This is a genomic window from Prosthecobacter fluviatilis (genome assembly GCF_042655725.1).
Lineage (GTDB): Bacteria > Verrucomicrobiota > Verrucomicrobiia > Verrucomicrobiales > Verrucomicrobiaceae > Prosthecobacter > Prosthecobacter fluviatilis.
In genome coordinates this window covers 223,333-238,776 of record NZ_JBHSMQ010000002.1, presented here as the reverse complement: position 1 = coordinate 238,776, position 15,444 = coordinate 223,333, and the positions used below count along the sequence as shown (strand labels likewise).

12 protein-coding genes are annotated in these 15,444 nt (G+C 61.6%); 9 read left to right on the top strand and 3 right to left on the bottom strand.

The features are described from left to right. The first annotated feature begins 12 nt into the window (after nt 1-12). From ACFQDI_RS06180 to ACFQDI_RS06170, 3 genes are all read left to right on the top strand, one after another. Nucleotides 13-1,170 carry a Gfo/Idh/MocA family protein gene (locus ACFQDI_RS06180; RefSeq protein WP_377164524.1) on the top strand — a complete coding sequence of 386 codons (1,158 nt, stop codon included), beginning with the start codon at nt 13-15 and terminating at the stop codon, nt 1,168-1,170. A 237-nt stretch (nt 1,171-1,407) separates the two neighbouring features. After that, the gene (locus ACFQDI_RS06175; RefSeq protein ID WP_377164522.1) at nt 1,408-1,776 is read left to right on the top strand and encodes a hypothetical protein; all 369 of its coding nucleotides are present in this window, start codon (nt 1,408-1,410) and stop codon (nt 1,774-1,776) included. Nucleotides 1,777-2,004: 228 nt separating this feature from the next. After that, nucleotides 2,005-2,169, top strand: coding sequence for a hypothetical protein (locus tag ACFQDI_RS06170; RefSeq protein WP_377164520.1), 165 nt, complete (start codon nt 2,005-2,007; stop codon nt 2,167-2,169). Nucleotides 2,170-2,325: 156 nt separating this feature from the next. Here ACFQDI_RS06170 and ACFQDI_RS06165 read toward each other — a convergent pair whose 3' ends face one another. Together ACFQDI_RS06165 and ACFQDI_RS06160 are read right to left on the bottom strand one after the other, a co-directional pair. After that, complete coding sequence (locus tag ACFQDI_RS06165) at nt 2,326-3,840, bottom strand: serine/threonine-protein kinase (RefSeq protein ID WP_377164518.1); 1,515 nt, start codon at nt 3,838-3,840, stop codon at nt 2,326-2,328. Between the two features lie 71 nt (nt 3,841-3,911). After that, on the bottom strand, nt 3,912-5,675 hold the full coding sequence (locus tag ACFQDI_RS06160) for a serine/threonine-protein kinase (RefSeq protein WP_377164516.1): 1,764 nt from the start codon (nt 5,673-5,675) through the stop codon (nt 3,912-3,914). A 309-nt stretch (nt 5,676-5,984) separates the two neighbouring features. Between ACFQDI_RS06160 and ACFQDI_RS06155 the strand changes: the two genes are divergently transcribed. Together ACFQDI_RS06155 and ACFQDI_RS06150 are read left to right on the top strand one after the other, a co-directional pair. Then, nucleotides 5,985-7,100, top strand: coding sequence for a helix-turn-helix domain-containing protein (locus tag ACFQDI_RS06155; RefSeq protein WP_377164514.1), 1,116 nt, complete (start codon nt 5,985-5,987; stop codon nt 7,098-7,100). A 192-nt stretch (nt 7,101-7,292) separates the two neighbouring features. Then, complete coding sequence (locus ACFQDI_RS06150; RefSeq protein WP_377164512.1) at nt 7,293-9,932, top strand: right-handed parallel beta-helix repeat-containing protein; 2,640 nt, start codon at nt 7,293-7,295, stop codon at nt 9,930-9,932. Nucleotides 9,933-9,998: 66 nt separating this feature from the next. Here the strand turns inward: ACFQDI_RS06150 and ACFQDI_RS06145 are convergent, their stop codons facing one another. Next, a complete protein-coding gene (locus tag ACFQDI_RS06145; protein WP_377164510.1) occupies nt 9,999-10,955 on the bottom strand; it encodes a sugar nucleotide-binding protein in 957 nt (318 codons plus the stop codon). A 542-nt stretch (nt 10,956-11,497) separates the two neighbouring features. Here ACFQDI_RS06145 and ACFQDI_RS06140 point away from each other — a divergent pair. The 4 genes from ACFQDI_RS06140 (at nt 11,498) to ACFQDI_RS06125 (ending at nt 15,396) form a co-directional block, all read left to right on the top strand. Beyond that, the gene (locus ACFQDI_RS06140; RefSeq protein WP_377164508.1) at nt 11,498-13,123 is read left to right on the top strand and encodes an FAD-dependent oxidoreductase; all 1,626 of its coding nucleotides are present in this window, start codon (nt 11,498-11,500) and stop codon (nt 13,121-13,123) included. Nucleotides 13,124-13,234: 111 nt separating this feature from the next. After that, nucleotides 13,235-14,503, top strand: coding sequence for a hypothetical protein (locus tag ACFQDI_RS06135; protein WP_377164506.1), 1,269 nt, complete (start codon nt 13,235-13,237; stop codon nt 14,501-14,503). 22 nt (nt 14,504-14,525) lie between these two features. Beyond that, nucleotides 14,526-14,954 (top strand): GNAT family N-acetyltransferase, encoded by a 429-nt coding sequence (locus ACFQDI_RS06130; RefSeq protein WP_377164504.1) that lies wholly within the window; start codon nt 14,526-14,528, stop codon nt 14,952-14,954. Between the two features lie 19 nt (nt 14,955-14,973). After that, entirely contained in the window at nt 14,974-15,396 is a 423-nt protein-coding gene (locus ACFQDI_RS06125) for a PaaI family thioesterase (RefSeq protein ID WP_377164502.1), read from the top strand. Nucleotides 15,397-15,444: the final 48 nt, after the last annotated feature.

Here is a 15,444-nt window from a genome sequence, read left to right as displayed (position 1 = left end):
TACGCTCGCGCCATGGAAACCGTCAGACTCGGCATCGTTGGGCTTGGAAACATGGGCAAGGCACACCTTGCAAACATTCGTGCGGGCAAAATCCCCGGCCTGCGCGTCACCGCGCTATGCGAGAGCGTCGGCACCCTGCCGAACCTCGTCGAAGGCGAAAAGGCCTTCACCGATGTCAATGCCATGATCCGCAGTGGCCACATCGACGCCATCCTCATCTGCACCCCCCACTTCAGCCACACCACCATCGGCATCGAGGCCCTCAAGGCCGGTCTGAATGTCCTCGTGGAAAAGCCCATCTCCGTGCACAAGGCCGACTGCGAGCGCCTCATCGCCGCCCACACCGACAAGAGCAAGATCTTCGCCGCCATGTTCAACATGCGCACCAACGCCTGCTTCAAGAAGGTCAAGGACCTCATCGACAGCGGCGAGCTCGGCGCCATCCGCCGCGTCCACTGGGAGGTCACCAACTGGTTCCGCACCAACTACTACTACGCCACCGGCGGCTGGCGCGGCACTTGGAAGGGCGAGGGCGGCGGCGTCCTCATGAACCAGTGCCCTCACAATCTCGACCTCTTCCAGTGGCTCTTCGGCATGCCGCAAAAAGTCCGCGGCTTCTGCCAGTTCGGCCGCTTCCATGAGATCGAGGTCGAGGACGACGTCACCGCCGTCATGCAGTACGACAACGGCACCACCGCCACCTTCGTCACCAGCACCGGCGAAGCCCCCGGCATCAACAAGCTCGAAATCTCCGCCGAGCAGGGCCGCCTCACCGTCACCGACGGCACCCGCATCCACTTCCAGCGCAACCGCCAGCAGATGAGCAAGTTCTGCATGGAGGCAGAGGCCGCCTTCGCCATGCCCGAAAGCTGGCACATGGACATCCATGTGGACCAGACCGGCGGCCAGCACATCGAGATCCTCCAAAACTTCACCAACGCCATCCTCAAGGGCGAGAAACTCCTCTCCCCCGCCGAAGAGGGCATCCGCAGCGTCGAGCTCGCCAACGCCATCCTCCTCTCCACCTGGCAGGACAAGACCATCGAGCTCCCCATGTCCTCAGCCGACTACGAAAACCTCCTCATTGAGAAAGGTGAAAAATCCACCTTCCAAAAGACCAAAGTCGTCGCCAAGGCCACATCCGACGACTTCGCCAAGAGCTTCCGCTAACAGCTCCGTCACCACTTCACCCAAAAAACGCCGCCCGGGAAACCGCGCGGCGTTTTTTTCGCCCACCTCGGAGGATAGCCGTCCCGGCTGTCCAGGAGAGACAGTGCCTCTGGCCTGTCCTTCCCACCCAAGCCCCCGCTTCGCGCACATCCACCGCACACTCCGCAGCAACCCCGGCACACCAATTGCTTGCAACCTTGGAATAAAATCGATCGTTCCTGCATCTGACAGCACGACATGCTCACCCGCCTCACAGCCCTGATCCTCACCCTCTGCATCGGACTCCCGATGTGCTGGTGCTGCGTCGCGGCTCCGCAGCAGAAAGAAGTCGCCAGTTGCTGCGCCAAAAAGCAGCACTCGGCATCCGAGCATTCCCAGGAGCCAAACTGCCCCTGCGCCAGGCACGAAACCGCACGCGATGTCGCCGCCACTTTCGTCAAAGCCCCCGCCCCTGCCCTGAAGCTGCTGGCTGCGCCCGTCTGGCACGCCCTTCCGCCCCTCAGCCTCACCTCAGCGGCTCTTTTCATTCATGCGCCCCGTCACGACCACGGGCCGCCCTTGCGCACCACGCCGCTCTATTCGCGGCACTGCGCTCTCTTGATTTGAAGACACGCACCCCGCGTCTGGAAGCCAGACGCTCCGGGCAGCCGTGATCTCAGCTCACGCTCTTGCGGACTCGACTTCGCCGCCCTCTAGACAGCCTGCCCGGCCGTCTGGCCTCACCGCCAGTTCAACACGCCACTCGATGGCACACCCGGCACGCGCATGCCTGCGCCGCACGCCGGAATCTTCAAAGCGGGCATCTCAGAAACACAAACAAACACATCCAATACCATGAAAACCATCCTCACCCTCATCGCCGCAGCCTCCGTCGCCGCCCTTTCCGGCACCGCACTCGCCGCCGGCAAGGCCTGTGAAAAGTGCTGCAAGGACAACTGCGCCGCCTGCTGCAAAGACAAGGGCAAGGTCTGCGGCAAAGACTGCTGCAAAGGCGAATAACCCCGGTCAAAACCACGCCGTCACCCGGAAACGGGTGGCGGCTTTTTCATAAGTGCTGCAGGCACTCTTGCCTGCTCCTCGCCGGAGTCAGCCACTCCCTCGAAAGCATCCGCTCAATGATTCGCCAGAAGGAAAACCTGCTTCGATAACCTTCCCCTACCTCTCTGCCGCCTGCTTGAGCGCCTTTAACGACGGCGCCCCCGTCAGCTTCGCCATCTCCGAGGCCACAATCTCCGCGCGCCGTGCCGCCTCCATGCGTTCCCTGGCCTTGGCCTGCACCGCAGCATTGTGCGTCTTGCGCAGTTTTTCAGCCACGGGCGAGTTCGGACTCTTGTCCGCTCCCGTAGCTGCCCAGTCGTGGGCAAACGAGTTCACCAGCCTCGCCAGCTCGGCATCATGCTGCTCCAGGTTTTGCATCACCTCATGAATTTCATCCGGCGTTGCCTGCGCATTCTCGGCCGAACTGCGTGACGCACTCTTGGAAGAGGGCCAGAAGATCAATGCCAGAAAACCAACCACCACCACAGCCACCACTCCGATGACCATCATGAGCTGTTGCTGCTGCGACGTCTGTCGGCCAGCCGGCTTTTGTGGCGGCGCAGCTTTCTTTTTCTCCACCACCGCCGGCATGCCGGGCGCACGCACACCCGGCGCTCGCGGCACAGCCGGTCCCGGTGCACGCACTGCAGGTGCCGGCGAAGCAGGTGCAGCAGGCACACCCGCGCTTGGGCCTCCTCCCAATCGCAGGCCTCCCCCCAAACCTGCCCCCATGCCAGCTCGCGAGGCTGTTCCCACCCCGATGCCCAGATCGATGGCCATGACATCACCTGGAACCGACTCAGGTTCCGCTGCCTGCTTCATCGCTACATTGATGTGCGCACGCAGCTCTCCCGCATCCTGATACCGCTTATCCGGATCGGGGTCGATGGCTTTGCCGACGATCGCATCCCACCGCGTCGAAATTTTGGCAAACTCCGTGACCGAGCACCGCGGCTCTCCCGGAATCGTGCCGGTCAGCATTTCGTAGAGCACCACACCCGCCGCGTAAATGTCCACCCGATGGTCCACCACGCTGCCACCACGGATCTCCGGCGCAGCATAGTCCGGCGTGCCAAAAGGATTCTCCTGCTCCGCTTCGTCAGACACGGGCCGCGCCAGTCCAAAGTCCGCCACTTTCACATGGTCGCTGTCATTGACCATGATGTTCCCCGGCTTGATGTCACGATGAATGATCTGGTGCTCATGCGCAAAGGCCAGCGCCTCGCACAGCTGCATCGCCAGGTTCGTCGCCTTCCGCAGCGAGAGGTTACCATGATGAATCAGTTCATGCAGCGTGCGTCCTTCGATCCATTCCATCACCAGATACAGGTGCCCCCCGCTCGTGATGCCAAAGTCATACACCCCCACAATGTTCGTGTGGTTCAGCTTCGCCATTGCTCTCGCCTCCACCTTGAACCGGTCGGCAAACTCTTTTTCCGCCCCAAACTCCGGCGGCAGGATTTTCACCGCCACCCTGCGGTCCAGGCTCTCCTGGTAGGCCCGGTACACCGCGCCCATGCCGCCGCATGCCGCCAGCTTTTCAAACTTAAACTGCGGCAGGTACGCGTCCATCGCCTCCAGGCTCGGGACATCAAATGAAGGCAGCTCGCTGGAGGTGGTTTCTTCGGACATGCTTGATTCATAACCTTCTACAGCATCCGCCGCGAGGAAAAAATCTTAACAGCGTATCCTGTAATGCACGCTCAGCGCACAGGCTCTGCGGCCGCCGTCGGTTCGGCACCAGCCCTCGCTGCGCCAGCCACGCTTTCTCTCAGCGCTTTCATGGACGGTGCCGTCTTCAGCTTTGCCAGCTCCCCCGCCACGAGTTCCGCCCGTTTCGCCGCTTCCTCCTTGCCTGCGGCAGCACGTTCACGCGCCTTTTGCAAAACAAGCTCGCATTGCTCCGCCCGCATTTTTTGCGCCGCCGTGCTCGCACGCCCCTGGATCGCCTCGCTCTGCGCATCGTAGGCCTTGCGCAGCGTCTTGAGCACCTCCGGCCACAGCGCGTCTGGCTCGTCCAGTGGCTCATGGTTCGCGATGTGCGAGATCTCACTCAGCACAAAATCACGCTGCTGCGGCATCAGTCCGCTCAGGCTGCGTTGCAGCGCCGGGATGTATTTTTCAGCAAGCCCCTGCATTTCAGACGTGGTGTCCAGCTCCGTGTTGGCCAGCCACTGGGCGGCGAAATCCATGACCATTCCCGCCAGCTCCGCGTCCTTTTCGTCAAGACGCTGAATCACCTCGGCGGGGGTTTCCTGGCGTGGCATGGCCTTCGGTGTCTCCACCGGCTTGGCCTCAGGCATTGCAGCCGGAGCAGGCACCGGCGCCACGACGACCTTCTTTTCAGCCGGAGGCGGTGCCGGCTCAGGTTTCATTTCAGGTTCAGGCGCAGGCACCACCACCACCGGCTCAGCCTTCTTCTCCGGTTCCACCACCCTCTTCTCCTCGGGCTTCGGCACAGGCTCCTCAGCCTTGGGAGGAGCGCTCGCGATGTCCGGCTTCTGCGGCGACTCACCTCTGAACATCATCCCTAGCACGATGCCGACGACGATCACCGCCGCCCCGATCAAAACCAAATGCGGCGGCTTGAGTCCGGCCTTGGCTTTCGGCTCGTCCTCCACCACTGCCACCACCTTCACCGCCTGCGCAGCCTGGTTGATCAGCATGGCGATGTGCGCACGCAACTCACCCACGTCTTGAAAACGCCGCGCCGGGTCGGCATGCGTCGCCCGGTCAATCAGTTCATCCCATTTCGGAGACAGCGGGGCAAACTCCGTCACCGAGCGTCGCGGCTGCTGCGGCACTCGCCCCGTCAGCATCTCATACAGCACCACCCCTGCGGCAAAAATGTCCGCACGCTGGTCCACCGCACCTTTGCCGAGAATTTCAGGAGCCGCATAGTCCGGCGTCCCGTAGGGGTTTTCTTCCACCTCGCCCGTGATCGGCCTCGCCAGCCCAAAGTCCGCCACCTTCACCTGATCATCTTCGCTGATCATGATGTTCCCCGGCTTGATGTCGCGATGCAAAATTTTGTGGTGATGCGCAAACGCCAGCGCGTCGCACAGCTGCATCGCCAGGCTGGCGGCCTTGCGCACTGGAATGCTGCCGTTTTGGATCAGCGTGTGCAGCGTCTGCCCCTCCACCCATTCCATCACCAGGTACAGGTGCCCTTCCTTGGTGATGCCAAAGTCATACACCCCCACGATGTGCGTGTGGTTCAGCTTCGCCATCGCCCGCGCCTCCGACTTGAACCGGTCGGCAAAGTCCTCATGCCGCCCAAACTCCGGCGGCAAAATTTTGATCGCCACCGGCCGGTCCAGGCTCACCTGCCGCGCACGGTACACCGCCCCCATGCCACCAAAGGCCGCCAGTTTCTCAAAGGCATACTGCGGCAGCAATGCGTCCATCTCCTCGACAGTCGGGACTTCAAACGGCGGCTGGTGCTGAGCTGGAGATTCCTGGGACATGAAAAAAAAGCGGCGGACTCTTACCGATACGCACCCGGACAGCGAGTAAAATCACCGGCACCATTTTACCTTTCCAAGCCGCACACTGAAAAGCTGTCGCCCCGCTGACGGCCGTTTGCCTCGCACGAAAAGAGACAGGGCATAAAAAGCGACGATTCAATGTACCCCTGTTTGGTACTTTTGTCATGCACCCCGCCTCCAAAAACGTTCTTGGCGCAGATTATGCATGGAGGGAGGTCGCGCCAAATCCCCCCGGTGCATGCCAGTCGAAATGCGACGTCACCCCTTGAAACCTCACCCTCTTCACCTATGCCCCACTCACCTGTCTCCGAAGAAAAGCTCGTCGGCTTCCCCGCACGCTGCCAGTCCCTTCGTCAAAAGCTCCGCGTCTCCAGGCCCGAGCTCGCCAGCTGGCTCGGCGTCGGCCGCAGCTACGTCAGCGTCATGGAAAAAGGCCGTCTCGCCCCTTCCCGCCCTGTATTTCAGCTGATCGAAAAACTCGAAGCTGCCGCCAACTTGAAACAGCTCGCCATGCACATGCCTCAGCCGGACACCAGTGCCGCACCCTCCCCGGTCATGTCAGGCCTCCCCCCGGAAGCCATCGCCGCTTTGGACCGCCTCGTGCAGCCTGCGGAAGAAACCCTCTCTGCCCCCTTCCCAGACGCCCCAGCTCCCTCCATGCCCGAAGAAAAACCTCTCCAGCGCGGGAAAAACGCCTTCGCCCTCCGCGTCGCCGCCCTGCGTGAAAAAATGGGCGTCACTCGTCCCAAGCTCGCCCAGCGCCTCGGCGTCTCCCGCCAGTACGTCACCAAGATCGAAAATGGCGCCCACGCCTCCCTCCCCGTCATCAAGCTCATTGAAAAGCTCGAGGCCGAAGTCCTTCATGGCACCGCCGCCACAGCGCAGCCCACCCTCCACGAGACTCCTGCCGCAGCCCCGGCCTCGCCACCGCTCACCCAGCCTCCCGCTGCGCAGGAAGCCCCCGCAGCTCCAGCCACGCTGCCGCCCGTGTCCGCCATGCCACGCATCAGCGCGCTCCCCGTGCTCACCATCCCCGCCGCACGCGATCTCACCTCCCCCAGCCTCGCCGCCTTCGCCGCCACCGAGCACTTCGCCTTCAGCGTCACAGATCCCGACGCCTTCGCCATGCGCCTCGCCGGAGACGCCATGCTCCCTCAGCACCACGATGGCGAGCTCGCCATCCTCTACCCCAACACCGCCCCCCACACCGGCAACCGCGTCATCGCCCGCCTCAGCGACAGCCTCGGCGGAGACATCCTCTTCCGCATCTACAGCACCGCAGACCACGGCCACTCCATCGTCCTCTCCAGCCTCAATCCCCTCTATCCCCCCGTCACCCTCACTCCCGACGAGATCACCTGGCTCTACCCCGTCGCCACCACTGTCCGCCAGATGCTGCACTAACTCTTCAGCCCACGACTCCACCTCAGGATCGACACCTCTAAAATCAAAAATCGATTGATCATCAATCGTCAATCAATCCGGTCCACCTGCGGCTGAATCGCACGTCCCTTCATTTGGCTTTCGCCATTCGGATTCTGTCACCCGCATGGCTACCCTCTTGCCCTTCCCGCCCCCCAGCGCGAATAAGGGTACATGCTCCCCCGCACCCTCGCCCTCCTTCTCCTGGCGGTCCCGTTCTCATCCGCCGCAGACATCCAGCTCTCCCCCTCGGGTCCTATCTCCACCCCGCAGGCAGCACGCGATGCCGCACGCGCCGCCCCCAAGCCCGTACACATCGTCGTAGCCCCCGGCACTTACCCTCTTACCGAAACCCTCACCCTCGGCGCTGAGGATTCCCAGGTCACCTGGTCTGGCAAAGACGCCACCTTCACCGCCGGCAAACCCATCACCGGCTGGCAAAAAACCGATGGAGGCCTTTGGAAAGCCACCCTCCCCGACAAAGCCTGGACCTTCGAACAGCTCTGGATCAATGGCCGCCGCGCCACCCTCGCCCGCTCGCCCAACAAAGGCTACTACCACATCACCGAAGCCGTCGGCGCAGGCGTGTTCCCAGACCTCAAGGAGAACATGAACTTCCACGCCTTCTCCATCGCCAAAGAGCAGTACGACGTCCTCAAATCCATCCCGCAGCCCGAGCGCGACCACGTCCTCCTCACCGTCACCCACGCCTGGGCCGTCGGTCAGTGCCGCATCAAAGAACTCAACGACGAAGTCCTCGCCGTCCGCATCAAAGGCCGCTCCCGCTATCCCTTCGTCGAGTTCGAACCCGACCAGCGCTGGTGGGTCGAAAACTTCCGCGCCGCCCTCGATGCCCCCGGCGAATGGTTCCTCGATCGCGCCAAAGGCGAAGTCCTCTACCTCCCCCTCCCCGGCGAAGACATGACCAAGGCCGAAGTCATCGCCCCCGTCGCCGACAAATTCCTCGCCATCAAAGGCGCACACAATGTCAGCTTAGAAGGCATCTCCTTCCAGCACAGCAATCACCTCTACCCCGCCGAAGGCCTGCACGATACCCAGGCCGCCACCACCACCCAGGGCAGCATCGAGGTCGAAGACTCCACCAACATCCACTTCACCCACTGCGAAGTCTCCCACACCGGCCTGCACGCCCTCTGGTTTAAAAACGGCTGCTCAGACTCCACCGTCAAGCACTGCCACCTGCACGACCTCGGCGGCGGCGGCGTCTATGTCGGCGAAACCGGCCGCCCCGCCGACGAGCGCGTCAATCACCACATCACCGTCACCGACTCCATCATCCACCACGGCGGCCGCCTCCACCCCAGCGCCTGCGGCGTCGTCTTCACTCACACCCAGCACAGCTCCGTCACCCACTGCGACATCGCTGACTTTTACTACACCGGCGTCAGCGCCGGGTGGAATTGGGGCTACGGCGACACCGCCTCCCGCGAGACCACAGTGGAGAACAATCACATCCACCACCTCGGCTGGGCCTACCTCAGCGACATGGGCGGCTACTACGGCCTCGGCACCTCCCCCGGCACCATCGTCCGTGGCAATCACGTCCACCACGTTGCCAGCCACCGCTACGGCGGCTGGGGCCTCTACAATGACGAAGGCAGCGCCGACACCCTCATGGAAAACAACCTCGTCCACGACACCTGGAACGCAGGCTTCCACCAGCACTACGGCTACTTCAACACCGTCCGGAACAACATCTTCGCCTTCGGCCACACCGCGCAAATTCAAGCCTCCCGCAACGAAGCCCGCCTCCGCTTCCGCTACATGAACAACATCGTTGTCTGGGACCCCGCCTCGCCACTCCTCGATGGCGGCGAATGGAACTGGAAGTTCTTCGACAAACCCGAGCGCGGCGATCCCAAAGACAGCCTCGTCTTCCGCAAAAACCTCTACTGGCCCACCGACGGCAAAATCCCCGCCACCCTCACCAAAACCCACTTCACCTGGGACGAATGGCGCAAGATGGGCCGCGACAAAGAAAGCCTCTTTGCCGATCCCCTCTTCGAAGACATCGCCAAACGCGACTTCCGCCTCAAGCCCAACTCCCCCGCCGAAAAAATCGGCTTCAAGCCCTGGGACCTCACTCTCGCCGGTGTGAAAAAAGACGACCCCGCATGGCGCACCCTCGCCGCCAAGGGCCACACCTACCCCGCCTGGGACACCGACGCCAAACCCTGGCCCGCCCCCGCATACAAAATCAATCAAGACTTCGAGCACGCCGCCCTCGGCACTCTCGGCATTCGCAGCGCCAAAAACACCCACGAAAACAAAGGCGAATCCATCGGCGTCACCGACGAAGTTTCCTCCCCCTTCACCCCCGGCTCCAAACGAAGCGTAAAAGTGCAAGACGCCCCCGACCTCAAACACAGCTACGATCCCGTCCTCGACATCTACCCCACCACCTGGGACACCACCGGCACCTTCCACGCTGAGTTCGATGTCATGGCCCAGCCCGGCGCCGACTGGTTCTTTGAGATGCGCGGCAAAAACCTCGACTTCGGCAACGGCCCCTACCTCCGCTGGCAGAAAGACCAGCTCGCCGCCAGCACCGACGGCAAAGTACAGCTCATCAAAATCCCCGCAGGCGAATGGTTCCACGTCTCCATCACCGCCGCCACCACCGCAGGCAAATGGTCACTTGAGCTCACCCGCCAGGATGGCACCAAACACTCCTACCCCGACCTCGCCTGCAAACCCGCCTGGTCCAACGCCGGCTACCTCCTCTTCAGCTCCCTCGGCACCACCAAGACAGCCTTCTTCCTCGACAACCTCAAGCTGGAGCAGCTGAAATAATGCCATCGGCATCGGCTGCGGGAGGTCCATCTTTTCTCGGATTCCGCCTCATGCTGCACTTCATCATCAGTGCAAGTGCTCAGGCTTCCAAAATCTCAACGCTTCTTCTAGAGCCTCCTTCACCGGCCGCATCTGCACACCCGCCTCGATCAGTTTGTTCGTTTCCAGAATGCAGTTCGAACGCGCTGCATCGGCGGCATGTGTGTAAAATTCCAGGTCGTTCTTCCAAAAGGCGAACGCTTTGTCAGGCCGGAGAATTTCTTGGATTCTCTCAACCACCTCCGAAGTTGTCACATACCCAGGGTTCGTGACATGGTAGATGCCAAAGGGAACTCTTTGCTTCCAGCAATCAAGACAGGCATTGGCAAAATCCATCCGGTGCGACAGCGAATTGACATTGGAGTATAATTTTTCGTACCTCAGCAGCTTGGACAGGTAGTTTTTAGGATGATCGAAATGATCGAAGGGCAGACGCGGCCGCCACAAATAGCATTCCCCCAGATCTGCAATGGCCTCCTCCGCCAGAGCCTTGGATCCGCTGTAAAAGCTGCACTTCGATTGTCGAAAGGTGAAATTGGGGGCATCATCCTCGCTGAACCCCCGAATCATGTTTGGAGACCTGTTGATAATCTCTCCCACCACGTCTTGGGTGAGATCAGTCTCCACATTCCACCCATGGGCGCCGTTCAAGTACGCCCCGTTATACAGGCAGCCTGAAGAGACGTGCCCGAAGGGTATCTCCAGCAAGGAGCATGCATGCGCCAGGGCAATGGGCCAGAGAACATTCCCATCGAGGGTTTCCCCTCGGGCTTTTTCACACGCGTCCACATTGGGCCTTCCTGTGTAGCCGGCGGCATTGATGACAAATTCAGGCTGATGAACACGCAGCCATTCAGTGAGAGAGGAAAACCTTGTATGGTTCGCTTCGCTCCGGGGCAGAGTGGTGTACTTCTCTCCACGCTGATCGAGGATGGTCTGAAATGCCCGGCCAAGGTACCCGCTGCTGCCCAGAAGGAGGATCATTCGCGTGAATATCTATGATGGGTGACGTTACGAGTGAACATGAAGGAGCTGCACTCCGGTGTAGTTTGTGTCTCTCTCAACCAGCCGAGATAAATGATCATGGCAGAATGCCTCTTCCTTTTTGCTGAAACGATGTTCATTTCAGGCCGGTGCAATTTGTTAGTCCGATCGACGAATTAATCAAGCATGTCGGCACTTAGCATGTGCATCACAGGCCGGAATGCACGTTGCACTCAACGCAGCCTCAGCACATGGCGTTAATGTCAGGCAAAAAATAGACACGCTCACCCGCCATGAAGTCGAAGACACCGTCTCACGCAGACAATGGGGCCGCTCAGCCGTTCGGACAATGTGACAAGATTTTTGAGAGTTGGTCTTTCATCCCCCGTCACAGAACCCGGCGCCCATTCTCTGCACGTAGAGCAGCCCGCCCCCGACGAACCCCATCCCCTCTCGGAGCCACGTAGCGGCGGCACAAATTTCCGCCCCCGTTCTCACTCCCCGTCCAAAATCACTCCCCACGCGCCTCTCATAGTCCTCCCATGACACGCCGCCTACTCTTCCTAGCCGCCCTTCTGGCACTCCCTCTCCACGCCGCCACTGAGGCAGACATCTGCATCTACGGTGGCACCAGCGCAGGCGTCATCGCCGCCGTGCAGGCATCCAGAGAAGGCCGCTCCGTCATCCTCGTCGAGCCCGGCCAGCACCTCGGCGGCATGAGCGTCGAAGGCCTCGGCGGCACCGACATCGACAACCACAAGGAGTTCCAAAACAGCCCTGCCGTCGGCGGTCTCACCCTCGAGTTCTACCGCCGCATCAGCGCACGCTACCACCGCGAGGCCAAGTTCGACGAGATGGTCCGCCAGCGTCTCAAAAACTCATCCCTCTGGGGCTTCGAACCCCACGTCGCCGAATCCGTTTTCGACGACTGGGTCCGCGAATCACCCCGCATCACCGTCCTCCGCGGCCACCGACTCAAAGAAAAAGACGGCGTCACCAAAACCGGCCCCCGCATCACCGCCCTCCACTTTGAAAACGGCACCGAGGTCCGCGCCCGCATCTTCATCGACGCCACCTACGAGGGCGATCTCCTCGCCTTCGCAGGCATCAGCTTCACCGTCGGCCGCGAGGGCAATGCAAAGTACCAGGAAACCAAAAACGGCATCCGCACCGACACCCACCACGGCCAGTTGGATAAGCGCATCGATCCCTATCTCACCCCCGGCTCACCCGCCAGCGGCCTCATCTTCGGCGTGCAGGACTCGCCCCTCGGTCAGCACGGCACCGCAGACGAAAGCATCCAGGGCTACGCCTTCCGTCTCTGCCTCACCAAAAACCCCGCCAACCGCATTCCCATCGAAAAGCCCGCCGCATACGATCCCGCTCACTACGAACTTCAGCGCCGCTACATCGCCGCAGGCGGTGTCATCTCACCACCCGGCGCCAATCTCCCCAATGGCAAAACCGACCCCGGCTCCTGGCACTCCCTCGCCGGCAACTTCACCGGCTGGAATCATCGCTACCCCGTCGCCACCTACGCCGAGCGCGAGCACATGCTCCGCACCAGCCGCGACTACATCCAGGGCGTTTACTGGTTCATGGCCCACGATCCCGCCGTCCCCGAGGCTCAGCGCACCACCTGGTCCGCATGGGGCCGCTGCAAAGACGAATTCACCGACAACGACGGCTGGCCCCGCATCTTCTACATCCGCAATGGCCGCCGCATGGTGAGCGACTTCGTCCTCACCGAAGCCCACGTCCGCAAAGCCGACCCCGAACCAGTCACCGACAGCGTCGGCCTCATCTGGTGGCCGCCCGATCTCCACCATGCCCGCCGCATCGTCAAAGACAGCCGCGTGTGGAATGAAGGCGCCGTCTTCAATGAATCCAAGGAAGCCGACTGGATCCCCTGCGGCATCCCCTATCGCGCACTCGTGCCCCACACCTCCGAGTGCACCAATCTCCTCACCCCCACCTGCCCCTCCTCCAGCTACGTCGCCTACGGCGCCTACCGCATCGAGTTCACCTTCATGATCGCCGCCCAGTCCGCCGCCACCGCCGCCTCCCTCGCCCTCGATCATTCCCAGGACATCCAGCAAGTCAGCTACCCCGCCCTGCGCACCCGCCTGCTCAAAGACGCACAGATCCTTTCCGTCCCGCAAAAATAAACGACACATCTCCCGCCCACAGCCCCCATCATTCCACCGTCAAAACCACACACCTCCGGACATTAGTGTGAGATTAGTGGTTAAAACCTGCTCCTATCCACCATGCGTCACATGCACCGCCGCACCTTCCTCACCGCCTCTCTCGCCGCCGCCCTTCTCCCAAGAGCCCACGCCGCAGACGTCGCCACCGCCGCCGCACAGGCCCACACCGAGATCTGGCGCCGCTTCATCGACAAATTCGGCATCATGATCGACTTCGCCGACCTCGACGGCTCCGTCTCACTCCCCACCCCCGAAGAACTCCGCGCCGGCAAACCCAACGCCCTCGGCTGGTGGGCCCCCATCGAAAACGGCGCCATGTTCAATGGCCTCTACATGGACGCCGCCCTCCTCCGCTGGCAGCGCACCCGCTCCACGGAAGACGCCACCAAGGCCCGCAAGCTCATGCAGGGCCTCCTCCTTCTCAACTCCATCAGCGACGTCAAAGGCTTCGTCGGTCGCGGCGTCGCTGAGGACGGCAGATCCCACTACCCCATGGGCTCCAATGACCAGACCCTCCCTTGGTTCCTCGGCCTCTGGCGCTACTGGAGCTCCGCCCTCGCCACCGCAGAAGAAAAACAACGCATCGCCCAGCACCTCGTCGAGACTGCCGAGGCCATTGTCGCCATGAAATGGCAGATGCCCGCCGAACAGCCCTTTGGCAAACGCGGCGGCTTTGGCGGCTTCAGCTTCGACAGCTCACCCCGCCTCCTCTTCGTCTGCAAAGCCCTCCATCAAGTCACCGGCGACGCTAAATGGGATCGGCTCTACCGCACCTCTCTCGCCGAGCGCGGGGGCAAGGAAAACCGCACCCGCCTGGAGATCTGCCAGCACGGCATGGTCTTTGAATACGCCCGCTACCACACCTGGACCTCCTGCACCTGTGTTGGCGCCGTGCGTGCACTGTGGGAGATGGAGAAAGATGACACCATCCGAACCGCTTATGCCCAGGGACTGCAGGCCAGCGCCGACCTCGCCTTCAAGAGCCTGCCCATGGCGGAGAAATTCGGCAACGCCGACACCTCCCACTTCGAGATGAACTGGCGCGTCATGAATGCCGACTGGAAACCCCAGCAGACCGAACAGGAGGCCCAGGACCTCGCCCACCTGCAGTTGAAAAAGTTCCTCAAGGTCGCCCCACGTCGCAGCAAAGAAACCGAGTTCGTCCGCGAGCCCACCGCCGCCGCCTGGGTCGTCACCCTCGCACCCGACTCCGCCATCCTCAAATCCCGAGCCGCTGATGTCGAGCGCGTCATCGCCCATTACGACTACTCAAAACTCTACTACTCCCAGTTCTTCTGGTCAGACTCCGCCTGGGAGCGCTTGCAAACACTCAAGTGATAAGGCAAATCTCTGCCCTGTCATGAATGCATCGGTGATCATTCGCCTGCTGGATCAAACCGACTCAGATGTTTTGGAGAACGTGGCGGCCGAGGTGTTTGACCATGCCATCCATCCGCGCTGGCTCGCAGAGTTCTTAGCCGACTCTCGGCATCATCTCGCTGTCGCATTGCTTGAAGGCCAGGTCATCGGCATGGCTTCAGCAGTTCATTACGTACATCCCGACAAGCCGCCCGAACTTTGGATCAATGAAGTCGGCGTCACTTCTTCCTATCGAGGCTGTGGGATCGGAAAACAGCTCATGCAAACCCTGCTCGCCCACGGCCGCACTTTAGGCTGCCGTGAATCCTGGGTTCTCACCGATGAAAGCAACCTCCCGGCCCGACGCATCTACGCGTCCTCAGGCGGCAGAGAGCACTCGGCCATCCTCGTGTCGTTTCAATTGGAATAAGCTCCTGCCCCCTCCCTCTATGACTAGCAGCGTCACCGAGCTCCCCTTCAATCGCTTCCTCGGCCTCGAACCATCCGCCGCCCCTGCGCAGTTCCTCCGCCTCCCCTCCGGCCCCCAATACCTCAACCACCTCGGCACCGTCCACGCCAGCGCTCAGCTCGCACTGGCAGAAGCCACCAGCGGCGAGTTCCTTCTGCGCGCTTTCGGTCCCGACTCCGGCGTCATCCCTGTCGTCCGCCGCCTTGAATCCAAATTCCGCAAACCCGCCCGCGGCTCACTCACCTCCACCGTCACCACACCGCCCGAAGCCCTCGGCCAGCTCCGCGCCGATCTCACAGCGAAAGGTCGTGCCACCATCAGCATCAACGTCGAACTCCACGACGCGTCCGGCACCCACACCCTCTCCGCCACTGTCGAATGGTTCATCACTAAAATTCAATGACCGTCGGTCATCTCTTCCCCACCGTCCTCAAAACACTCAACTCACCGT